The sequence below is a fragment of the Halovulum dunhuangense genome (genome assembly GCF_013093415.1).
Lineage (GTDB): Bacteria > Pseudomonadota > Alphaproteobacteria > Rhodobacterales > Rhodobacteraceae > Halovulum > Halovulum dunhuangense.
This window is the reverse complement of record NZ_JABFBC010000001.1, coordinates 2,029,879-2,050,005: the sequence shown is the minus strand read 5'-3', so window position 1 is coordinate 2,050,005 and position 20,127 is coordinate 2,029,879. Positions and strand designations below refer to the sequence as shown.

Annotated in this window: 22 protein-coding genes; 17 read left to right on the top strand and 5 right to left on the bottom strand. The window is 67.0% G+C overall.

Features of this window, described 5'->3' with window-relative positions; translation table 11 throughout:
• Positions 1 to 7: 7 nt before the first annotated feature.
• The gene (tyrS, locus tag HMH01_RS09930; RefSeq protein ID WP_171324813.1) at positions 8 to 1,261 is read right to left on the bottom strand and encodes a tyrosine--tRNA ligase; all 1,254 of its coding nucleotides are present in this window, start codon (positions 1,259 to 1,261) and stop codon (positions 8 to 10) included.
• A 70-nt stretch (positions 1,262 to 1,331) separates the two neighbouring features.
• Here tyrS and HMH01_RS09925 point away from each other — a divergent pair, with 70 nt between their 5' ends.
• Positions 1,332 to 2,477, top strand: a complete 1,146-nt coding sequence (locus HMH01_RS09925; RefSeq protein ID WP_246237308.1) for an anhydro-N-acetylmuramic acid kinase — start codon at positions 1,332 to 1,334, stop codon at positions 2,475 to 2,477.
• Here the strand turns inward: HMH01_RS09925 and HMH01_RS09920 are convergent, their stop codons facing one another.
• Positions 2,478 to 3,128: an alpha/beta hydrolase gene (locus HMH01_RS09920; protein ID WP_171324810.1), complete on the bottom strand. Its 651-nt coding sequence runs from the start codon at positions 3,126 to 3,128 to the stop codon at positions 2,478 to 2,480.
• Positions 3,129 to 3,285: 157 nt separating this feature from the next.
• Between HMH01_RS09920 and HMH01_RS09915 the strand changes: the two genes are divergently transcribed.
• The 14 genes from HMH01_RS09915 (at position 3,286) to HMH01_RS09850 (ending at position 14,302) form a co-directional block, all read left to right on the top strand.
• Positions 3,286 to 3,744 (top strand): Rrf2 family transcriptional regulator, encoded by a 459-nt coding sequence (locus HMH01_RS09915; RefSeq protein ID WP_171324807.1) that lies wholly within the window; start codon positions 3,286 to 3,288, stop codon positions 3,742 to 3,744.
• A complete protein-coding gene (locus HMH01_RS09910; RefSeq protein WP_171324804.1) occupies positions 3,741 to 4,793 on the top strand; it encodes a cysteine desulfurase family protein in 1,053 nt (350 codons plus the stop codon). The genes HMH01_RS09915 and HMH01_RS09910 overlap by 4 nt, the downstream gene beginning before the upstream one ends.
• A gap of 91 nt (positions 4,794 to 4,884) precedes the next feature.
• Positions 4,885 to 6,408: a Fe-S cluster assembly protein SufB gene (gene sufB / locus HMH01_RS09905; protein WP_171324802.1), complete on the top strand. Its 1,524-nt coding sequence runs from the start codon at positions 4,885 to 4,887 to the stop codon at positions 6,406 to 6,408.
• Positions 6,409 to 6,441: 33 nt separating this feature from the next.
• Positions 6,442 to 6,789, top strand: coding sequence for a DMT family protein (locus HMH01_RS09900; protein ID WP_171324799.1), 348 nt, complete (start codon positions 6,442 to 6,444; stop codon positions 6,787 to 6,789).
• A gap of 52 nt (positions 6,790 to 6,841) precedes the next feature.
• A complete protein-coding gene (locus HMH01_RS09895; RefSeq protein WP_171324797.1) occupies positions 6,842 to 7,162 on the top strand; it encodes a heavy metal-binding domain-containing protein in 321 nt (106 codons plus the stop codon).
• Complete coding sequence (locus HMH01_RS09890; RefSeq protein WP_171324794.1) at positions 7,162 to 7,434, top strand: hypothetical protein; 273 nt, start codon at positions 7,162 to 7,164, stop codon at positions 7,432 to 7,434. Before HMH01_RS09895 ends, HMH01_RS09890 begins: the two co-directional genes overlap by 1 nt.
• 13 nt (positions 7,435 to 7,447) lie before the next feature.
• Positions 7,448 to 7,936 carry a hypothetical protein gene (locus tag HMH01_RS09885; RefSeq protein WP_171324791.1) on the top strand — a complete coding sequence of 163 codons (489 nt, stop codon included), beginning with the start codon at positions 7,448 to 7,450 and terminating at the stop codon, positions 7,934 to 7,936.
• Positions 7,937 to 7,981: 45 nt separating this feature from the next.
• Entirely contained in the window at positions 7,982 to 8,737 is a 756-nt protein-coding gene (sufC, locus tag HMH01_RS09880) for a Fe-S cluster assembly ATPase SufC (RefSeq protein ID WP_171324788.1), read from the top strand.
• Entirely contained in the window at positions 8,737 to 10,035 is a 1,299-nt protein-coding gene (locus tag HMH01_RS09875; protein WP_171324785.1) for a SufB/SufD family protein, read from the top strand. Before sufC ends, HMH01_RS09875 begins: the two co-directional genes overlap by 1 nt.
• A gap of 3 nt (positions 10,036 to 10,038) precedes the next feature.
• On the top strand, positions 10,039 to 10,635 hold the full coding sequence (locus HMH01_RS09870; protein ID WP_171324782.1) for a YIP1 family protein: 597 nt from the start codon (positions 10,039 to 10,041) through the stop codon (positions 10,633 to 10,635).
• A 130-nt stretch (positions 10,636 to 10,765) separates the two neighbouring features.
• Positions 10,766 to 11,434, top strand: a complete 669-nt coding sequence (locus tag HMH01_RS09865) for a YIP1 family protein (RefSeq protein WP_171324779.1) — start codon at positions 10,766 to 10,768, stop codon at positions 11,432 to 11,434.
• 10 nt (positions 11,435 to 11,444) lie between these two features.
• On the top strand, positions 11,445 to 12,032 hold the full coding sequence (locus HMH01_RS09860; protein ID WP_171324776.1) for a Yip1 family protein: 588 nt from the start codon (positions 11,445 to 11,447) through the stop codon (positions 12,030 to 12,032).
• A 4-nt stretch (positions 12,033 to 12,036) separates the two neighbouring features.
• The gene (locus HMH01_RS09855; RefSeq protein ID WP_171324773.1) at positions 12,037 to 13,257 is read left to right on the top strand and encodes a cysteine desulfurase; all 1,221 of its coding nucleotides are present in this window, start codon (positions 12,037 to 12,039) and stop codon (positions 13,255 to 13,257) included.
• Positions 13,258 to 13,360: 103 nt separating this feature from the next.
• Positions 13,361 to 14,302 carry a hypothetical protein gene (locus HMH01_RS09850; RefSeq protein WP_171324770.1) on the top strand — a complete coding sequence of 314 codons (942 nt, stop codon included), beginning with the start codon at positions 13,361 to 13,363 and terminating at the stop codon, positions 14,300 to 14,302.
• Between the two features lie 21 nt (positions 14,303 to 14,323).
• Here HMH01_RS09850 and HMH01_RS09845 read toward each other — a convergent pair whose 3' ends face one another.
• Together HMH01_RS09845 and HMH01_RS09840 are read right to left on the bottom strand one after the other, a co-directional pair.
• Positions 14,324 to 16,810, bottom strand: coding sequence for a penicillin acylase family protein (locus tag HMH01_RS09845; protein ID WP_216366780.1), 2,487 nt, complete (start codon positions 16,808 to 16,810; stop codon positions 14,324 to 14,326).
• A gap of 72 nt (positions 16,811 to 16,882) precedes the next feature.
• Positions 16,883 to 17,428, bottom strand: coding sequence for a lipid-binding SYLF domain-containing protein (locus tag HMH01_RS09840; protein ID WP_171324768.1), 546 nt, complete (start codon positions 17,426 to 17,428; stop codon positions 16,883 to 16,885).
• 164 nt (positions 17,429 to 17,592) lie between these two features.
• Between HMH01_RS09840 and HMH01_RS09835 the strand changes: the two genes are divergently transcribed.
• Complete coding sequence (locus HMH01_RS09835) at positions 17,593 to 18,420, top strand: glycosyltransferase (protein ID WP_171324766.1); 828 nt, start codon at positions 17,593 to 17,595, stop codon at positions 18,418 to 18,420.
• A gap of 3 nt (positions 18,421 to 18,423) precedes the next feature.
• On the opposite strand, the gene hemB is transcribed toward HMH01_RS09835, so the two are convergent.
• On the bottom strand, positions 18,424 to 19,416 hold the full coding sequence (gene hemB, locus HMH01_RS09830; protein WP_171324764.1) for a porphobilinogen synthase: 993 nt from the start codon (positions 19,414 to 19,416) through the stop codon (positions 18,424 to 18,426).
• Positions 19,417 to 19,578: 162 nt separating this feature from the next.
• Here hemB and HMH01_RS09825 point away from each other — a divergent pair, with 162 nt between their 5' ends.
• Entirely contained in the window at positions 19,579 to 20,088 is a 510-nt protein-coding gene (locus tag HMH01_RS09825; RefSeq protein ID WP_171324762.1) for a hypothetical protein, read from the top strand.
• Positions 20,089 to 20,127: the final 39 nt, after the last annotated feature.

The window sequence follows — 20,127 nt, the reverse complement described above, 5'->3', positions numbered from 1 at the left end:
TTTCGTCTCAGCATTCCAGCGTCACCAGCGCGTGGCGCTTCTTTCCGGCCGACAGTTTCAGCGGCTCCTGCAACTGCTCTGCCGTGATCACGGTGCCTGCATCCTCGAGCGCGGCGTCGTTTAGCCGCGCGCCACCCTCGGCGATCAGGCGCTTGGCTTCCTTGCCGGACCCCGCAAGGCCCGCGCGCACGAAAAGCTGCACGATCGACACGCCGTCCGCGACTTCCGCAGCGCTCAGCGAAAGCGTCGGCAGGTCGTCGCCCACGCCGCCCTTTTCGAACACCTCGCGCGCCGTGGCCTCGGCTGCCGCGGCCGCCTCGGCCCCGTGCAGAAGCGTGGTGGCCGCGTTGGCCAGCACGATCTTGGCCGCGTTGATCTCGGACCCCTCCAGCGCCGCCAGCCGCTCGCACTCGTCCAGCGGCAGTTCGGTGTAGAGCTTCAGGAACCGGCCGACATCGGCATCGAGCGTGTTGCGCCAGAACTGCCAGAACTCGTAGGGCGACAGCATGTCGGGGTTGAGCCAGATCGCGCCCGACGCGCTCTTGCCCATCTTGGTGCCGTCCGCCTTGGTCAGCAGCGGCGATGTCAAGCCGAACACTTCCGTTCCCAGCATCCGCCGGGTCAGGTCTATGCCGTTGACGATGTTGCCCCACTGGTCCGACCCGCCCATCTGGAGCAGGCAGCCATAGCGGCGGTTCAGCTCCATGAAGTCATAGGCCTGGAGGATCATGTAGTTGAACTCGAGGAAGCTGAGCGACTGCTCGCGGTCGAGCCGGCTTTTCACGCTGTCGAAGCTGAGCATCCGGTTGACCGAGAAATAGCGCCCGACCTCGCGCAGGAAGGTCAGGTAGTTCAGGTCGTCCAGCCACTCGGCATTGTTGAGCATCCGTGCATCGCCCGCCCCCTCGCCGAAGGTGACGTAGTTCGAGAAGACGCGCTTTATCCCGTCGATATTGGCGTCGATCTCGGCGTTGGTGAGCAGCTTGCGTTCCTCGGCCCGGAAGGACGGATCGCCCACCTTGGACGTGCCGCCGCCCATCAGCACCAGCGGCTGGTGCCCGGTCTGCTGAAGCCAGCGCAGCATCATGATCTGGATCAGCGATCCGACATGCAGCGATTTCGCCGTCGCGTCGAACCCGATATAGCCCGGCACGACCCCCGACTTGAGCGCATCGTCAAGGCCTTGCAGGTCGGTGCAGTCCTGCAGGAACCCGCGCGTCTGCATCACATGCAGGAAATCGCTTCTGGGCGTGTAGGTCATTGCGTCTGTCCGGAGTTGCGTGTTTGCTCGGGCGGCTTTCTATGCGGGTTCGGGTCGGAAGGAAAGACGAATGGACATGACGGGCGAACCGATCTGGGCGCTGGGGATGATGAGCGGCACCTCGATGGACGGGATCGACGCCGCCGCGCTTCTGACCGATGGCGAGGGGATCCAGGGCTTCGGGCCCAAGCGCTTCGCCCCCTACGAGCCCGCAGAGCGCGACCTGCTGCGGCGCGCGCAGGGGCTGTGGCAGGGGGCCGATCCGCTGCTTCGGGAGGTGGATGCGACGCTGGTCGCGGCCCACGAGGCGCTTGCGGGCTATTTCCCCACGACCGCGCTGATCGGCTTTCACGGCCAGACGCTGGCCCATGACCCGGCAGGCTTTCGCACCCACCAGGCGGGCGACGGCGCGGCCCTTGCAAAGTCGCTGGGCAAGCCGGTGGTGTGGGATTTCCGCAGCGCCGATATCGCCTCGGGCGGCGAGGGCGCGCCGCTGGTGCCGTTCTTCCACCATGCCTGCGCGCGGATGCTGGGGATGGATCAGGTGGTGGCCTTCCTGAACCTGGGCGGGGTCGGCAACGTGACCTGGGTCGATCCGCTGGTGACGCGGCCCGAGACGCCCGGCGCGCTGTGCGCCTTCGACACCGGGCCGGGCAACGCGCTGATCGACGACCTGATGGAGACACGCGGCGTGGGCGCGATGGACGAAGGCGGGTCGGCGGCGCTGGCCGGGCGGCCCGACGAGGCCCTGATCGCCAAGGTGCTGGAGGATCCCTATTTCGCGCGCCCCGCGCCGAAATCGCTGGACCGCAACCATTTCGCCTGGGTGCTGGAGCGGGTCGCGCACATGGACCTTGCCGATGCGGCGGCAACGCTGACCGCGCTCAGCGCGGAATGCGTCGCCGCATCCGTCCGCCACATGCCAGAGCCGCCCTCGCGCTGGCTGGTGTGCGGTGGCGGGCGCAAGAACCGGGCGCTGATGGCGGCGCTGACGGCGCGCAGCAATGCCGAGGTGGTGCCGGTCGAGGCGGTTTCGCTGGACGGCGATTTTCTGGAGGCGCAGGCCTTCGCCTATCTGGCGGTGCGCGTCATGCGCGGGCTGCCCACCTCTGCGCCGGGGACCACGGGCGCGCGGCTTCCCGTGTCGGGCGGGCGGATCCACCGGCCAGCGCCTGTTCCCGGCGATCCGCTGGCGGCGGTTCGCCGGGTGTTCTGATCAGCGGGAGCTTTCGGTCAGCCGCTTGCGCACATAGGCGTTCACGGTGCCGATCATCTCGTCCATGCCGGGATCGAAGAAATGGCCCGCCCCCTCGACCACCTCGTGGGTGATGGTGATGCCCTTCTGCTGCTTCAGCTTCGTGGCAAGCCCCGCCACATCTGCCGGCGGCACCACGCGGTCGGCCGAGCCGTTGATGATCAGCCCCGAAGAGGGGCAGGGCGCGAGGAACGAGAAGTCGTACATGTTCGCCGGCGGCGCGACCGACACGAAGCCCTGTATCTCGGGCCGGCGCATCAGAAGCTGCATGCCGATCCAGGCGCCGAAGCTGAAGCCAGCGACCCAGCAGTTCTTGGCGTTCGGGTTGAGCGACTGCAGGTAATCCAGCGCCGAGGCCGCATCGCTGAGCTCGCCCACGCCCTGATCGTATTCGCCCTGGCTGCGTCCGACGCCCCGGAAGTTGAAGCGCAGGACCGTGAAGCCCATGTCGTGAAAGGCGTAATGCAGGTTGTAGACGACCTTGTTGTTCATCGTGCCCCCGAATTGCGGATGCGGGTGCAGGATGATCGCGATGGGCGCGTCCTTGGATTTCTGCGGGTGGTAGCGTCCCTCGAGCCGGCCCTCTGGCCCCGGGAAAATCACCTCGGGCATGCAAGTCCTCACATGGGTCCGACCGGATGGTTGACGGAATCGGTCGGGCAACATAGAAACATTCTAAATCCGTGGCCGCACGCCCCGGTCTTCGAACCTGTCCTCAGGTAAGGGCTGGGTCGTCTGACGTCAACTGCCTTGCTCTGGACGGGATGCGATGAAACTCAGCACCAAGGGCCGTTACGCGATGATCGCCCTCACCGACCTTGCGCGGGAAGGGGCCGACCGGCTTGTGGCCCTGTCCGAGATCGCCCACCGGCAGGACATCAGCCTGGCCTATCTGGAGCAGCTTTTCGTCAAGCTGCGGCGCGCCGACATCGTGGAATCCGTGCGCGGCCCCGGCGGCGGTTACAGACTGGCCCGCCCGCCCGAGAAGATCCGCATCGCCGAGATCCTGCAGGCGGTGGACGAGACGATGGACGCCCTCAGCCGGGGCGCGGGCGCATCCGGCGCCACCGGAGAGACGGAGGCCAGCCGCCTGACGGAAAAGCTGTGGGAGCAGCTTTCTGCCCATGTCTACGTGTTCCTGCACCAGACAAGGCTCAGCGATATCGTGGGCGACCAGATGGCGCCCTGTCCGGCGGTGCCCGCCTTCGTCGAACTGGTGGACGAATGAGCCGCGTCTACCTCGACTTTAACGCGACAGCGCCGCTCAGGCCCGAGGCGCGGGCCGCGATGCTGGCGGCGATGGACCTGGTGGGCAACCCCTCCAGCGTGCATGCCGAGGGGCGCGCGGCACGGGCGGTGATCGAACAGGCCCGCGCGCAGGTTGCGGCGGCCGTGGGCTGCGACCGCGACGAGGTGATCTTTACCTCGGGCGCGACCGAGGCGGCGGCCCTGGCGCTTTCGGGCCGGGACCGCATCGCGGCGCTGGCGACAGAGCATGACGCGGTCTTCAGCCATCTGGGCGACGGCGAGGCGCTGCCCGTCGATGCCGAGGGGCGGCTGCATGGCACGCTGCCCGGGGACGCGTTCACCTGCGTGCAGGTCGCGAATTCCGAGACGGGCGTGCTGCAAGGCGCGACCGGCGATCTGGCCGATGCGGTTCAGGCGGTGGGCAAGCTGCCCTATGCCTTCGGCTGGTCGGGCGCGCGCGCCGCGATGGTGTCGGCGCACAAGCTGGGCGGGCCGAAGGGCGTCGGGGCGCTGCTGCTCAAGTCCGGCCAGGAGATTTCGGCCAGGATCACCGGCGGCGGACAGGAGATGGGGCGCCGCTCCGGCACGGAGAACGTGATCGGCATCGCGGGCTTCGGCGCGGCCTGCGAAGCGGCGCAGCGCGATCTGGAAAGCGGCGCTTGGGACCGGGTGGCAGGACTTAGAAATATTCTAGAAGAGCTTCTGGAAGCGGGCGCAGCGGACATTATCTTTGCAGGGCGGGGGGCAGAGCGGCTGCCGAACACCAGCTGCTTCGCGGTCCCGGGCTGGAAGGGCGAGACGCAGGTCATGCAGATGGACCTGGCGGGCTTCGCGGTCAGCGCGGGATCGGCCTGTTCCAGCGGCAAGGTGAAGGAAAGCCGCGTGCTGCGCGCGATGGGTCTGGATGCCGAGACCGCCTCGAGCGCGATCCGCGTCTCGCTGGGGCCGCAGACGACCGAGGCCGAGCTGCGCAGCTTCGCCGAGGCGTGGCTGGCGGCCCGGTCACGGCGCCGCGCGCGGGCAGCCTGAGCAAGAGTTTTCGCCGTGGGCGCGTCCCGCGGCCGGTGACAGACGGAACGACAACAGGCCCGGACCGGACCGGGAAACGAGGAGAGTGGATATGGCGGCTTTCGACGACGTGCAGGTCAAGGAGGGCGTGGACCAGGAGACGGTGGACGCCGTCAAGTCCGTGGGCGGGCGCTACAAGCATGGCTGGGCCACCGATGTCGAGATGGAGTACGCCCCCAAGGGCCTGAACGAGGACATCGTCCGCCTCATCTCGGAAAAGAACGAAGAGCCGGAATGGATGACCGAGTGGCGGCTTCAGGCCTATCGCCGCTGGCTCCAGATGGAGGAACCCACCTGGGCGATGGTGCACTACCCCCGGATCGATTTCCAGGATCAGTACTACTACGCCAAGCCCGCCTCGATGAAGGTGAAGCCGAAGTCGCTGGACGAGGTGGATCCCGAGCTGCTGCGCACCTATGAAAAGCTGGGCATCCCGCTGAAGGAACAGATGATCCTGGCCGGTGTCGATGGCGCCGAGGATGCGCCGGCCGAGGGCCGCAAGGTCGCCGTGGACGCGGTGTTCGACAGCGTGTCGGTCGGGACCACCTTCAAGGAGGAACTGGCCAGGGCCGGCGTTATCTTCTGCTCGATCTCCGAGGCGATCCGCGAGCACCCCGAGCTGGTGCGGAAGTACCTGGGCTCGGTCGTGCCGCAGTCCGACAACTTCTATGCGACGCTGAACTCGGCGGTCTTCTCGGACGGCTCCTTCGTCTACGTCCCGCCCGGCGTGCGCTGCCCGATGGAACTGTCGACCTATTTCCGCATCAACGCCGAGAACACCGGCCAGTTCGAGCGGACGCTGATCATCGCCGACAAGGGCTCTTACGTCAGCTATCTTGAGGGCTGCACCGCACCGATGCGCGACGAGAACCAGCTGCACGCCGCGGTGGTCGAGATCGTGGTGCTGGAGGATGCGGAGGTGAAGTACTCCACCGTCCAGAACTGGTATCCGGGCGACGAGAACGGCAAGGGCGGGATCTACAACTTCGTCACCAAGCGCGCCGACTGCCGCGAGGCGCGGGCCAAGGTGATGTGGACCCAGGTCGAGACCGGCTCTGCCATCACCTGGAAATACCCGTCCTGCATCCTGCGTGGCGACGACAGCCAGGGCGAGTTCTATTCCATCGCCATCGCCAACAACATGCAGCAGGCCGATACCGGCACCAAGATGGTGCATCTGGGCAAGAACACGAAAAGCCGGATCGTGTCCAAGGGCATCTCGGCGGGGCGCGCGCAGAACACCTATCGCGGGCTCGTGTCGATGCACCCCAAGGCCAAGAACAGCCGCAACTACACCCAGTGCGACAGCCTGCTGATCGGCGACAAGTGCGGGGCGCACACGGTTCCCTACATCGAGTGCCGCAACAACTCGAGCCGGGTGGAACACGAGGCCACCACGTCGAAGGTGGACGACGACCAGCTCTTCTATTGCCGTTCGCGCGGCATGGACGAGGAAGAGGCCGTGGCGCTGGTGGTGAACGGCTTCTGCCGCGAGGTGCTTCAGGCGCTGCCGATGGAATTCGCGATGGAAGCCCAGAAGCTGGTCGCGATCAGCCTCGAGGGCTCGGTTGGGTGACAGGCGCGGGTCGGCACGGGTCGGGGGCCGCAGATGGGGCTGACATCGGCGCATGTCGTGCCGGTGCTGCTGCTTCTCGGCTCCAACCTGTTCATGACCTTTGCCTGGTACGGGCACCTGAAGTTCAAGGCGGCGCCGCTCTACCTGGTGGTGCTGATCAGCTGGGGGATCGCCTTTTTCGAATACTGGCTGGCGGTGCCGGCGAACCGGATCGGGCATCAGGTCTATTCGGCGGCGCAGCTCAAGACCATCCAGGAGGTGATCACCCTGACGGTCTTCGTGGGGTTTTCCGCCTTCTGGCTGAAGGAAAGCATCTCGTGGACGACCGGCCTGGGCTTCGTGTTCATAGGCATCGGCGCCGCGCTGGTGTTCAGGGGATAGCGCCCGTGGGCGCAACTTCGGCCCGGGCGCCGAGCCGAGAGGAGAGACGATCATGCTGATGACGACGACGCAGAACGTGGAAGGCCACCGCATCACCGGCTATCACGGCGTGGTGGTGGGCGAGGCGATCCTGGGCGCCAACGTGGTGCGCGACCTTTTCGCCGGGATCACCGACATCATCGGCGGGCGGTCCTCGTCCTACGAGGCCAGCCTGGAAGAGGCGCGCCACACCGCGATGCAGGAACTGGGCGACCGGGCCGCTGCGCTGGGCGGCAATGCCGTCGTGGGCATCGATCTCGACTACGAGGTGGTGGGCAACTCGATGCTGATGGTCTCGGCCTCGGGCACCTCGGTCACGCTGGAGAAGCTCTGATGCCGTTCCTTGGCGCCTCGATCATCGCGGGGGTGATCTTCTTCGTGCTGAACCTCGGCTCGACGCTGCTGCTCGATCCGAGCCAGCGCACGATGTTCGGCGCGCTGCTGGAGGCGGCGGTCAAGACGGCCGTCTTCTCGACCCTGTTCCACTACAGCCACAACTGGATCGCACGGCTGCTGGGGTGGTACCGTATCGACGAGCCGGAGGCTTCGCACCGGTTCGATCGGACCCCCGCCCTGGACCAGATCCGCGAAAAGGGCGGCAGCTGAGGAGACAGGGACAATGTCGAGATTTCGCGAACCGGCCATGATCGAGCCCGAACCCGTGCGCCGCGTGCGCCAGCCCGGGGAAGGGGGCGGAAAGCTGCCCTTCGTCTTCGGGCTTCTGATGGGGCTTGGCGGCATGGCGGCCTGGCTGGCCTATCCGGAAATCCCGGATGCGCTGGTGGCGCTCTACGATCAGCAGGTCGCGACATTGCCCGAGCAATATCGCGGCGCCGCGCCTTTCGCGGCCGGGGCCGTGGCCGCGCTGTTGCTTTACGCCGTGCGCCGGCCGCTTCTGAAAAGCCCGCTCGTGCTGGCTGCCGTGATCGGCGCCGCGCTCTGGATCCCGCTCGGCCAGCACATGCTGGGCCTGGTGCCGCAGATCGAGCAGGCGATGCCCGGACTGCGGCCCGGGCTCGAGTCGCTCGTCGCCTCCAATGACGCGCTCACCCAGCTCAGCGGGCTGGGACAGCGATACATACCCGTTCCGGGGTCCGGCAGCGAGTGATTGCCGCCGCGGCCCCGCGCCAAACATGAAGCAAGGAAGAGAAGAATGTTGGAAATCAAGAACCTGCACGTGAAGCTTGAGGAAGAGGACAAGCAGATCCTCAAGGGTGTGGACCTGACGGTGGAGGCCGGCAAGGTCCACGCGATCATGGGCCCCAACGGTTCGGGCAAGTCCACCCTCAGCTACGTTCTGGCCGGGCGCGACGGTTACGTCGTCACCGAGGGCGGCGCCACGCTGGAAGACGCGGACCTGCTGGACATGGAGCCCGAGGAGCGTGCGGCCGCCGGTCTTTTCCTTGCCTTCCAGTACCCGGTCGAGATCCCCGGCGTCGGCAACATGACCTTCCTTCGCACCGCGCTGAACGGCCAGCGCAAGGCCCGTGGCGAGCCCGAGCTGAACTCTGCCGACTTCCTGAAGCTTGTCCGCGCCAAGGCGAAAGAGCTTCAGATCAGCGACGACATGCTCAAGCGCCCGGTGAACATGGGCTTCTCGGGCGGCGAGAAGAAGCGCAACGAGATCCTCCAGATGGCCGTGCTTCAGCCCAAGATGTGCATCCTGGACGAAACCGACTCGGGTCTTGACGTGGATGCGATGAAGCTGGTGGCCGATGGCGTGAACGCGCTGCGCGACGCGGGGCGGTCGTTCCTCGTCATCACGCACTACCAGCGGCTTCTGAACCACATCCAGCCGGATGTCGTGCACATCATGGCCGACGGCCGGATCATCAAGACCGGCGGGCCCGAGCTTGCGCTCGAGGTCGAGGAGAACGGCTACACCGACATCCTGAACGAGGTGGCGTGATGGCGGCGCTGGCACAAGCCAAGACGGACCTGGCCGACGCGCTTCTGGCCCGGCATCCGCGTCCCGCGTCCGGCGCCCGCTGGGCCGAGGAGGCGCGCGCCGCCGCCGCCACCCGGCTGAAGGGCATGGGCGGCCCGGTGCGCCGGGACGAATACTGGAAATACACCGACCCCGCCAGGCTGACCGCCGGCGAGACACCTGCGGTCACGCCCTTCGATGCGGGCGAGCCGGCGGTGTTCGACGCGGTCGAGCGGCTGAAGCTGGTGTTCGTGGACGGTGTCCTCGACACGGCGAAGTCCGATGCTCTGGCGCTCGAGGGGCTGGAGATCGAGACGCTGACGGATGCGCTGGCGACCGACATCCACTGGGCGAAGGATGTTTTCGGCGTGCTCGAGGCGCGGGGCCAGAACCCGGTGCCAAGGCCGCTTGCGGCGCTCAACACGGCCATGGCCGGGCAGGGGATCGCCATCCGCGTGACCGGAAAGGTCGAGACGCCGGTCTCGATCCTGTACCTGCACGAGGATGCATCCTCGGACGCGGTGATCCATCATGTGATCCGGCTGGATCCGGGCGCAGAGATGACCCTGCTGGAGGCCGGTCCGGTCGCCGCGCGGACAAACCAGTGCCTGGAGGTCGAGATCGCCGACGGCGCGCGGTTCCACCATGTGCGGGCGCAGGGCCGCGACCATGAACGCCGGGCCGCGACGCATGTCTTCGCGCGGTTGGGGGCAGGGTCGGTGTTGAAGTCCTTCACCCTTGGCGTGAATGGCGTGCTGACCCGCAACGAGTTCGTGATCGAATTCACCGGCGATGATGCCCAGGCCCATGTGGCGGGTGCGGCGGCCGGGGATGGCGGCGACTTCCACCATGACGACACGGTCTTCATCACCCATGACGCGGTGAATTGCGAAAGCCGGCAGGTCTTCAAGAAGGTGCTGCGCAACGGCGCCGTGGGTACCTTCCAGGGCAAGATCCTGGTCAAGCCCGGCGCGCAGAAGACCGACGGCTACCAGATCAGCCAGGGGCTTCTGCTGGACGATGACAGCCAGTTCCTCGCCAAGCCGGAACTGGAGATCTATGCCGACGATGTGGCCTGCTCGCACGGCTCGACCGTGGGGGCGCTGGACGAGGACGGGCTGTTCTACCTGACCTCGCGCGGGGTTCCGCGCCACGAGGCGGTGGACATGCTGGTGCTGGCCTTCCTCGACGAGGCCATCCAGGAGATCGAGGACGCGAGGCTGGCCGACGAGATGCGCGAGCGCCTGGCCGGCTGGCTGTCGCGTCGGCGCAAGGGCTGATCCATGAGCGAACGCAGGGCCGGGTTGCTGGCCGATATCCTGTCGGCATACCCGGACCTGCGGGGCTCCATCCGGACCAAGCTGGATCAGGCGCCGCGCGATGCGCAACTTCTGATTCTCATCTTCCTTGCCGCGGGCATCGGCTTTGTCGCCGGCCTGCCGGCCGCGCGCGAGCAGGCGCTGGCGGTAGAGGAACCCGACGCGCTGACCGGGGTGCTTGCGGGGCGGCTGTTTGCGGCGATTTTCATAACGCCGCTGGTGCTTTTCGCGCTGGCCGCGCTGTCGCATGTCGCGGCGCGGATCTTCGGCGGGCGGGGCAGTTTCTGGTCGGCGCGGTTGGCGCTGGTCTGGGCGGTGATCGTGGCGCTGCCACTTCTTGTGGTCAGCGCCGCGCTCGACCCCATCCTTGGGGCCGCCCTGGGCGCCTATGGCGTGGGGCTGTCCACGATCCTGTCCACCGTCGCGGGCTTCGGCTTCCTGTGGATATGGGCGGTGTTCCTGGCCGAGACCGAAGGCTTCCGCGCACCGATCCGCGTCTTCGCCCTGATCCTGGTGCTGCCCGCGATCGCCGCGTCAATTCCGTTGCTTTTTGGCGCGTGAACAATACAATACCGGCGTATACGCCATCAACGCGTCGTCGTCCCCAGTCCTGCCTTTCCGAGTGTAACGATCGTCATGGCGCTGCCCGATACGGTGGCCAATGCGGGCGCATTTGGAAAGGCGAAGGGCGATGACGGACAACACGACGGTCGACGCACTCGATCTGCTCACGCGGGGCAAGCATCTCGAGACTCACACCGGGCTGGGCGCGCGCATCCTCGAGGCGTGGGGTGACATGCGCTATTCGACCCGCCGCCTGATCGAGGAAAAGCCGTCCGAGCACCGGCTTCTGTTCTATGTCCTTCTTTCCGACATCATCTTCTTCCTGTCCTGGTCCATCAAGACCGTGGTCGCGCCCGTCTCTGGCGTGCGCGAGCAGGTCCCGCTGGAGGTGGGCTTCTGGCTGATCGCGGCGCTTCTGCTGCGCACCGCCTCGATGTACACGTTCTCGGGCGTGCTGACCCTGGCCGCGCGGCTTTTCGGCGGGCGGGGCAGCTGGCGAGACAACCGGGCGGGCATCTTCTGGGGCGCGCTGGTCGCCGCGCCCTTCGGCTTCCTGATGGCGCTCGTCACGGTTTCCATGGCCTATCTCGAGCCGCATTTCCCGCTGCTGCGCGAGGATTGGGTCGCGCTGCCGCCCTACTGGATCAGCCTGGTGCCCTTCTTGTGGTTCATCTCGCTGGGCATGGCCGAGGCGAACGGCTTCCGCCGCAACGCCATTCCCTTCCTCGTGATGTCGGCCATTGCGCTTGCGGGCATGTTGCTGGCCATGTATCTCAGGGCCAACGGAACACTCTGACCGAGAAGACATGACGCTGCCCGACCTCAGGCAGCTCGTCGCCGAAAGCCTTACACAGCCGCGCAGCGCGGCCCGCCGGATCCTCGGCGTGCCGATCGAGCCAAGGGTTGCGGTTTCGGTGGCGGCGCTGGCCATCATCGCCGGAACCCTGATGGGGGCGCTTTCGCGTGTCCTGCTTCCGGGTGTGGGCAACGCGCTTTCCGAAAGCCTGCTCGGCGCGCCCCTGGTGGCGACGGCGCTTCAGTTCCTGTTCTACTTCTTCACCGCCTGGCTTGTGACCGCGCTCGGGCGTGCCATGGGCGGGCAGGGCAACCTGATCGACGGGCTGAAGCTGATCGCCTGGCTACAGGTGGTCATGGCGGTGATCCAGGCGGTGCAGATCGTGGTGGCGCTGATCCTGCCGTTCATCGCCGGCCTGATCGGCATGGCCTCGCTCATCTGGTTCTTCTGGGCGCTGGCCGCCTTCACGGCAGAGCTGCACGGATTTCGGCGCACCTCGCTTGTGCTCGTGATGATCTTTATCTCGCTGTTCGGGCTGGCTATGGTGCTGGGTATCGTTCTGGCGCTATTGGGCGTCCAGCTACCGGAGACGATCTGACCCCATGTATGACGTTGAAAAGGTGCGGGCGGATTTCCCGATCCTGAGCCGCACCGTGCACGGCAAGCCGCTGGTATATCTCGACAATGGCGCCTCGGCCCAGAAACCGAAGGCGGTGATCGACGCCGTCGCGCGCGCCTATTCCGAGGAATACGCCAACGTCCATCGCGGGCTGCATTTCCTGTCGAACCTGGCGACCGACAATTACGAGGCGGTCCGCGCCAAGATCCAGCGCTTTCTCGGTGCGGCGCACGAGGACGAGATCCTTTTCACCAACGGCTCGACCATGTCGCTGAACCTGGTCTCCTACGGGTGGGCCGCGCCACGGCTTCAGCCCGGCGACGAGATCGTGCTTTCGGTGATGGAGCATCACGCCAACATCGTGCCGTGGCATTTCCTGCGCGAGCGGCAGGGCGTGGTTCTGAAATGGGTGGACATCGAACCCGATGGCGGGCTCGACCCGCAGAAGGTGATCGACGCCATCGGCCCGCGCACCAGGATGATCGCCATCACCCACATGTCGAACGTGCTGGGCACGGTGGTGGACATCAGGACGATCTGCGCCGCTGCGCGCGAGCGGGGCGTCGCCGTCTGCGTGGATGGCAGCCAGGCCGCCGTGCACATGCCGGTGGACGTGGCCGAGCTGGGCTGCGACTTCTATGCCGTGACCGGCCACAAGCTGTACGGTCCGTCGGGCTCGGGCGCGCTTTACGCCCGGCGCGAGCGCATGGCCGAGATGCGGCCCTTCATCGGCGGCGGAGACATGATCCGCGAGGTGCACAAGGACAGCGTCACCTACAACGACCCCCCCCACAAGTTCGAGGCGGGCACCCCTGGTATCGTGCAGATGATCGGGCTGGGGGCCGCGATCGACTACATGACCGGCCTGGGGATGGAGAATATCCAGGCGCACGAGGCCGATCTGCGCGACTACGCGGTCGAGCGGTTCAAGGGCCTGAACTGGCTGAGCGTACAGGGCACGCGGCCGGACAAGGGCGCGATCTTTTCCTTCGTCATCCAGGGGGCGGGGCATCCGCACGACATTTCGACCGTGGTGGACCAGAAGGGGATCGCCGTGCGTGCCGGCCAGCATTGCGCCATGCCGCTGATGGAGCATCTTGGCGTGAACGCGACCTGCCGCGCGTCCTTCGGGCTTTACAATACCCGCGCCGAGGTGGACGCGCTGGTCGAGGCGCTGGAACTGTGCCACGAGCTTTTCGCCTGATCCGGCACATTTCTGCCGGATTCCGGGCGTAGCCGTGTTCTTTGTATCTTAAGGTTTCGATGTGTAGTCACTTTAGGTCCGGCGAAACAAAGGAGATATTCCCATGTCGCTTGCACGGACGCTGAAATCCAGCGCGGTAGTGATGATTTTGGGCGCGGGTATTGCGCTTGGGCCGGCATTCGTTCCGGCCGATCTCGACCAGGCGAAAGCCCAGGGCAAGAGCGACGATCGCGGCAACGGCGGCGGCGGTGATCGCGGCGGCGACCGTGGTGGAGACCGTGGCGGCAACAAGGGCGGCGAACGCAGCGCCGCGCGCGGCGGCGGCAAGCCCGACTGGGCCGGCCAGGGCGGCGGCGGCAAGGCGTCGGCGCCGGGACAGATGAAGCGCGAGGCGACCGCAACTGCGACGCTGGCCGCCACCACCGAGGATGGCCTGCTGGTCGAGGAAGTCGAAGAGACGGGCAAGCCCGGTCGCGGCTCGATCGCAAGCCAGCTTGGCGCGCTGAACGCGGCCCATGCCAGCGAGCAGGCCTTTGCCAACGCCTCGCCCAATTCGCGTGTCGGCCGCATCGCTGCGTATCGTGACGCGGTGCTGGGCGCGGGCGAATCGGATGACCGCGCCGAGTCGCTGGCCGATCTGCTGGACGGCCTTGACGAGGATGCCACCGCCGAGGAGATCGAGGCGGCCACCTACGAGCAGCTGGTCGACAGCGGTCTCTTCACCGAAGAAGAGCTTGCCGATTTCCTTGCCGCGGCCGAAGCCGACGACGCGGCGGCCGAGGATCTGATCGCGGCACTCGAGGATCTGGAAACGGATGTCGAGGGCGAGGAGATCACCAAGGAAGAGGCGCTGGCACTTCTCGAGGACGCGGCCAACAAGCCCGTCACCGACGAGGTGGTCGAGGAAGTGAACCGCCTTCTCGGAATCGAGTTCCCCGAGGAGTGGTCCGAGGAAGAGGAACTGGAAGAGATCGTCGAGGAAATCCTCGAGGAGGATGGCGACGTGGTCGTCGTGATCCCCGAGGAAACGACCGAGACCCAGTAAGACCCGAAGATCGGCGACGCCCTAGCGGGCGTCGTCATTTTCCTGCGGCTGGATCCGGGTGATCCCCACGGCCCCGCCACGCGCAACGGCAGGATCGAGCGACATCGGCAGGTATTCGCCCCGGCGCCAAAGCAGCGACTGATCGTCGTAATGCCGCGACAGGGGGTGCCCGCTCTGGCCCGTCGACAGGACGTGGACCGAAGCTTCGGGATCCGAGAAATCCACCACCACGCGGTAGACGGCGCCATGGATGTTGGCGAAGGGCGCGTCGTCGTCCGCAGCCGTAAGGCCGCGCATCAGCGTCGTGTCGCCGCCCGGCGTTTCCTGGCGGATGTTCACGAACCAGTCGAGCCAGTTTCCGCGCCCCAGCACCTCGTGCCGGTGGGTCGCGAGATGGGCCGCCCCCCAGCGCCAGCTGTCGATCCGCCCCCCGAAGCGTTCGCGCAACTCAAGGATCGCCGCGTCCAGCGACAGGCGGGCCACATCCTCGCATGTCTCGACCGCCGTGCTGGGGCGGATGTCGCACCAGGCGGATGCGCCGTCCACGTCCCGGAACACGCGTTCCAGGAACAGCGGATCGGGCCGCGAAAGCAGCTGGCTCAGCGGGCCCAGGTCGTCAACGATCAGCCGGCGCTGCAATTCGCGCGTCCAGGCGGCATAGATCAGCGGCTCGAAGCTGTGCTGGGTCATGTCGCCATTCCAGTTCGCCAGCGTCTCGAGCGCGATCTGGCGGTCGCGTTCGATCGTGTCCTGCGCGGCCGGCTCGCCCTGGAACCAGAGGTTGCGGGCGATCAGCGGCAGAAGCGCGCGCGCGGCCGGCGACACGGTATCGGTCTGCGCCTCGACGAAACTGTCGAGGGTGTGGAACTCGCGGTCGTTCAGAAGCTGGCTACCGCGCAGGATCCGGTGCGAGTCGCCCCAGTCATGGCTCCAGTGCCGGGGAAAGGGGGCGTCGGTCAGGCGGTTGTTGGTGCTGATGACGATGCCACCGGGCGGATTGTCCGCGCCGGGGTTCTCGTCGGCCGGGAAATAGCCCTGCCAGTCGTTCCGGGCGACCCAGCCCGCGGCTGGGATCCGGCCCTGGCTGGTATGCAGCGCGCCGCGCCGCGGCGCCGCGCCTGTGGCCTGGATGGCGACCCCCTCGCGGTCGGCCAGGGTGACGCTGAGGGCAGGCGCATGGACAAGCTCAAGCGCCTCGCGGGCGGGGGCGATGCCATCGGCGCGCATCAGCCCGAGCAGCGCCTCGATCGTGCGGTCGTCCGTCTCTAGCCCGGTCCAGGCAAGGGTTGCGACATGGCCCTCTGGCGTGACGCTTGCCGCGCCGAAATGGTTGCCGGGGATCACCGGGCCGTGGCGGGTGGCCCGCAGTGTCACCGTCCGGGGGGCCGCATTGGCGATGGCGATGACGCTTTCGCGCGTCTCGAACGCCTGCGTGCCGCCGGGGGTGACGTAGCTGCCGGGATCGTCCTCGGCCAGCCGCTCGATATAGATGTCCTGGTCGTCGAGGTAGCTTGCCGTCACCCCCCAGGCGAGGTCGGGGTTGCGCCCGATGATGACGCCCGGCACGCCCGGAAGCGTCGCGCCGATCACGCCGCCCGATTGCAGTTCCAGCCGCGCAAGGTAAAGCGGGCTGGGCGCGGTCAGCTTCAGATGCGGGTCGGCCGCCAGCAGCGATCCTCCGGCAGCGGCCCGCGACCCTGCCGCGGCAAAGGCGTTGGACGCGCCCGCCAGCCCGGGCGGGGCAAGGGGCGACAGCGGATGCGCGGGCAGGGGCGCCTCGAGCGCGGCGAAGTCGCGCCCCGCGACGCCCAGCGTCCCGGCGTATTCGGGCAGGGCCATCACGGCATTCGGGGGCACGGGCAGGATGTCGGCCAGCCGCGCGGGATCGTCGAGCGTCAGCGACAGCCTTGCGCGCAGCGTCTCGACGCTGGCCTTGTCGGTCAGGCGCAGCGCCAGCACCTTGGCCATCGCGACCGAGTCGGCCGGCGTCCACGGCGCGATCACCGGCGCGAAAAGGAAATACTCCGGCGCGCCCCGGCCCAGCGCCTCGTCCTGAACCAGTTCAAGCCAGGCGTTGACCCCGTCGGCATAGGCCTGAAGCTGCGCGCCTACCTCCTCGGACTGGCGCGCGGCGGTCCGCTGCGCCACGCCGTAAAGATCGAGCGCCCGCATCAGGTGATCAACCTCGAACGTTTCCTGCCCGAACAGTTCCGAAAGCCGCCCCTGCGCCAGCCTGCGGGTCATGGTCATCTGCCACAGCCGGTCCTGCGCATGGGCAAAGCCCAGCCCGAACAGCACGTCCCGGTCGCTGCCGGCGAAGATATGCGGCACCGCGTAGTTGTCGCGCACGATCTCGATCTCGCCCTCGACCCCCGGCAGGCGCCAGGTCGCGTCGTAGTCGGGCAGCGAGTGCGAGGAAAGATACCAGCCGAGCGCCAGAGCGCCGAGGCCCAGCACAGTCGCCGCGGCAAGCCCGCGCAGCAGCCAGTTGAACAGGGTTCGGATCATGCGCTTTCCGGTCGTGGACGTGTGCCGCCCGGCTTAGCAGGGGCGGCGCGGACGGACAATCCGCGCCCCTGTTCAGCGCACAAGACGGTTGTACTTCGCCCCTTCCAGGCTTGCGCCGATGATCAGCCCGCGCTGGCCATAGACCACCTGGTAGATCGGCCGGATCACCGTGTTGGTCGAGGCGCCGAAGCCCGCGCCGCCATCGATCACCGCGACCTCGGCATCGACGCCAAGCTCCCAGCCGTCGGTCTGGCGGAAATCGGCCAGCGCCTCGGGCGTCATGAAGAAAAGCGCATGCGAGAAGCGCTGCGCCCCGATCTGAAGCCCGACCGCCGCCGCCGCCATCGAGATGTAGTCGATCACCGCGTCGCCCACCAGCAGAGCACCCTCGCCATAGGCGCCCGAGAAGATGAAGCCGCCCTCGATGATCTCGGGGATGATCAGCATGCCGGCCGAGCGGCTGGCCAGTTCGCGCGTGCCGGGAACCGTGCTGAACAGCAGGTCGCGGCTTTCCGCGACATTGCGGTCGATCTGCGCGCCGCTCTGCACGGTCGAGGCGCTGCACGCGCCGACCACGGCTGCGCCGCTCAGGATGAAACTCCGCCGGGAGATGGACATGGCTGTGCTCCTTGCCTTGGCGATCATGGTCGGACCGCAGGTTTCTTGTGTATCTTGCCTCGTGCTCCGCCCTGATGCCGGATGCATGGCAAGAAATATACCCAAAGCATCTCTCGCGTCACGGTTTCTTGGCGCGGCTCCCGCGATCTGGTAAGCCGCCGCCGATGGTGGACAGGCACAAGGCCCGCAAGATGAACGACATGAACAGCGCTACCGAAGAGCCCTGCGTGATCCTGTGCATGAAATGGGGAACGCTTTACGGGCCCGATTACGTCAACGTGCTTTACGCGGCGGTGGCCGACAACATCACCATTCCGTTCAGGTTCGTCTGCCTGACCGACGACCGCACGGGCCTGCGGCCCGAGGTGGAATGCTTCGACATCCCGCCGATGGATCTGGGGCCGGACCGCTTCGCCTTCGGTGGCTGGCCCAAGCTGTCGGTCTTTGCCCGCGATCTTTGCGGGCTGAAGGGCAGGGCGCTGTTCGTCGATCTGGACACGATCATCGTGGGCGACATCACGCCCATGGTGCAGATGGAGGGTGGCGTCTGCCTGATCCGGGAATGGCGGCGGTTCGCGGACTATTTCCGCAAATGGGGCGTCAACGGCATGACCTCTATCTTCGCCTTCACCCTGGGCGAGCAGCCGCAGATCCTGCAGAAGTTCATGGACGACCCCGACTACGCCTTCGCCAATTACCGCTCGGAACAGCGCTGGGTGACCGACACCGCCCACGACATGCGCTTCTGGCCCGAGGGCTGGGTCGTCAGCTTCAAGCGCAACCTGCTGGCGCCGCCGCTTCTGAACCGGGTGATCCCGCCCAAGAGCCCGCCGCCGGGCGCGCGGATCGTGGCGTTCCACGGCGAGCCGCGGCCGATCCATGTGGTGCCCGACCGCGGCCAGCGCTGGGGCAACTGGTCGCGCTACGGGCGGGGCGCGGTGCCCTTCGTGCGCGACTACTGGCTGCGCTATGGCGGCAGCGATCCGGCCTGAGGCTCAGATCATCCGGGCGACGGTGGGCGCGAAATAGGTCAGGATCCCGTCGCAGCCCGCCCGCCTGAAGGCGGTCAGGCTTTCCAGCATCACGCGGTCCTGGTCGATCCAGCCATTGGCGCCTGCGGCCGCGATCATCGCGTACTCGCCCGACACCTGGTAGGCAAAGGTTGGCACGCCGAACTTCTCCTTCACCCGGGCGCAGATATCCAGATAGGCAAGCCCCGGCTTGACCATCACCATGTCCGCGCCCTCGGCCAGGTCGATCGCCACCTCGCGCAGCGCCTCGTCCGTGTTGCGCGGGTCCATCTGATAGGTCTTCTTGTCGCCCTTCAGCATGCCGGTGGCGCCCACCGCGTCGCGGAACGGCCCGTAATAGGCCGAGGCGTATTTCGCGGCATAGCTCAGGATCATCGTGTCCTGGAACTCGTGCGACTCGAGCGCCTGCCGGATTACCCCGATGCGCCCGTCCATCATGTCCGAGGGGCCAAGGATGTCGGCCCCCGCCTCGGCCTGGGCCAGCGCCTGCCGCTCCAATGCCACCAGCGTCTCGTCGTTCAGGACCATGCCATCGCGCAGGATGCCGTCATGCCCGTCGGAATTGTAGGGATCGAGCGCCACGTCCAGCATGACGCCAAGCCCCGGCACCGCGGCCTTGATCGCGCGGGTCGCGGTGTTCACCAGGTTCGCGGGGTTCCACGCCTCCTCGGCGCCGGGCGTCTTTCGCGCAGGGTCGGTGTAGGGAAAGAGCGCCACGCAGGGGATACCCAGATCGGCCGCCTCGCGCGCGGCCTCGACCGCCAGGTCGACCGACAGGCGTTCCACCCCCGGCATCGAGGCGATGGGAACCCGCATGTCCTGCCCGTCCACCAGGAAGATCGGCCAGATCAGGTCCGAAGGCGACAGCGACACCTCGGCGACCATGTCGCGGATCCATCCGCTCTGGCGCAGGCGGCGCGGGCGGCTCAGCGGAAAGGGGGCAGTGATCGGGGGCATCTTTTACCTCGTGTCTTTTGCGTGTTTCATGGCATGCGCCGCCGCGCCCCGCAACACGTCGCGGGTTTCGACAGGATCGACGATTGAATTCCCCGCCCTTTCGGTTAGGTGGGAAACGGAACAGCCCGGAGACATGCCCGCGTGGGGATCTTGCAGGAAATCATGGACTTCGGCAGCTTCTGGACCGTGTGGTTCTGGATCTGCCATGTCGCCACCTGGTCGGTCCTGAGCCACTTCGCCCTTGGCGTGCCCTTCGACATGATCCTCGAGGTCAATCGCGAGAAGTCCGAAGACGGCCCCTGGGCGCGCGCGACCGAGGCGCTGATCCTTGCGCAGGTGTTCCGCTACACCGCTCTGGGGCGGCGCTACGGCGTCGTGCTGACCGGGGTCACGGCCTTCCTGGTGACGGTGCTGCTGACCTTTTCGGTCATGGAGCAGATGGAACTTGCCCGCGCGCTGGCCACGATCCTGCTGCCGATGACGGTGATCTACGCCACGTCGCTTCAGACCGCGTTCCGGATCGAGCGGCGGGGCCTGCGCGGGGCCGACCTGCGGGGGGCGGTGCGGTTCCAGCGGCTGGTGAACCAGCTGATAGGCCTGCTCGCGATCATGGCCGCGGTGGCGCTGGCGATCTGGGAACAGGTGCGGCTGATGCAGCCCTGGTGGTTCTGAGCCGGCCCATCTTGCCGAACTCCGCGCGACGGGCTACCT

What these genes read in the sequence shown, in the direction of transcription:
- HMH01_RS09910 (WP_171324804.1), top strand. Translation starts at nt 3,741, where the DNA reads ATGAGCCGCGTCTACCTCGACTTTAACGCGACAGCGCCGCTCAGGCCC.
- HMH01_RS09855 (WP_171324773.1), top strand. Translation starts at nt 12,037, where the DNA reads ATGTATGACGTTGAAAAGGTGCGGGCGGATTTCCCGATCCTGAGCCGC.
- HMH01_RS09840 (WP_171324768.1), bottom strand. Translation starts at nt 17,428, where the DNA reads ATGTCCATCTCCCGGCGGAGTTTCATCCTGAGCGGCGCAGCCGTGGTC.
- HMH01_RS09860 (WP_171324776.1), top strand. Translation starts at nt 11,445, where the DNA reads ATGACGCTGCCCGACCTCAGGCAGCTCGTCGCCGAAAGCCTTACACAG.
- HMH01_RS09835 (WP_171324766.1), top strand. Translation starts at nt 17,593, where the DNA reads ATGGTGGACAGGCACAAGGCCCGCAAGATGAACGACATGAACAGCGCT.
- HMH01_RS09875 (WP_171324785.1), top strand. Translation starts at nt 8,737, where the DNA reads ATGGCGGCGCTGGCACAAGCCAAGACGGACCTGGCCGACGCGCTTCTG.
- HMH01_RS09870 (WP_171324782.1), top strand. Translation starts at nt 10,039, where the DNA reads ATGAGCGAACGCAGGGCCGGGTTGCTGGCCGATATCCTGTCGGCATAC.
- tyrS (WP_171324813.1), bottom strand. Translation starts at nt 1,261, where the DNA reads ATGACCTACACGCCCAGAAGCGATTTCCTGCATGTGATGCAGACGCGC.
- hemB (WP_171324764.1), bottom strand. Translation starts at nt 19,416, where the DNA reads ATGCCCCCGATCACTGCCCCCTTTCCGCTGAGCCGCCCGCGCCGCCTG.
- HMH01_RS09915 (WP_171324807.1), top strand. Translation starts at nt 3,286, where the DNA reads ATGAAACTCAGCACCAAGGGCCGTTACGCGATGATCGCCCTCACCGAC.
- HMH01_RS09890 (WP_171324794.1), top strand. Translation starts at nt 7,162, where the DNA reads ATGCCGTTCCTTGGCGCCTCGATCATCGCGGGGGTGATCTTCTTCGTG.
- HMH01_RS09825 (WP_171324762.1), top strand. Translation starts at nt 19,579, where the DNA reads ATGGACTTCGGCAGCTTCTGGACCGTGTGGTTCTGGATCTGCCATGTC.
- HMH01_RS09925 (WP_246237308.1), top strand. Translation starts at nt 1,332, where the DNA reads ATGGACATGACGGGCGAACCGATCTGGGCGCTGGGGATGATGAGCGGC.
- HMH01_RS09895 (WP_171324797.1), top strand. Translation starts at nt 6,842, where the DNA reads ATGCTGATGACGACGACGCAGAACGTGGAAGGCCACCGCATCACCGGC.
- sufB (WP_171324802.1), top strand. Translation starts at nt 4,885, where the DNA reads ATGGCGGCTTTCGACGACGTGCAGGTCAAGGAGGGCGTGGACCAGGAG.
- sufC (WP_171324788.1), top strand. Translation starts at nt 7,982, where the DNA reads ATGTTGGAAATCAAGAACCTGCACGTGAAGCTTGAGGAAGAGGACAAG.
- HMH01_RS09900 (WP_171324799.1), top strand. Translation starts at nt 6,442, where the DNA reads ATGGGGCTGACATCGGCGCATGTCGTGCCGGTGCTGCTGCTTCTCGGC.
- HMH01_RS09885 (WP_171324791.1), top strand. Translation starts at nt 7,448, where the DNA reads ATGTCGAGATTTCGCGAACCGGCCATGATCGAGCCCGAACCCGTGCGC.
- HMH01_RS09850 (WP_171324770.1), top strand. Translation starts at nt 13,361, where the DNA reads ATGTCGCTTGCACGGACGCTGAAATCCAGCGCGGTAGTGATGATTTTG.
- HMH01_RS09845 (WP_216366780.1), bottom strand. Translation starts at nt 16,810, where the DNA reads ATGATCCGAACCCTGTTCAACTGGCTGCTGCGCGGGCTTGCCGCGGCG.
- HMH01_RS09920 (WP_171324810.1), bottom strand. Translation starts at nt 3,128, where the DNA reads ATGCCCGAGGTGATTTTCCCGGGGCCAGAGGGCCGGCTCGAGGGACGC.
- HMH01_RS09865 (WP_171324779.1), top strand. Translation starts at nt 10,766, where the DNA reads ATGACGGACAACACGACGGTCGACGCACTCGATCTGCTCACGCGGGGC.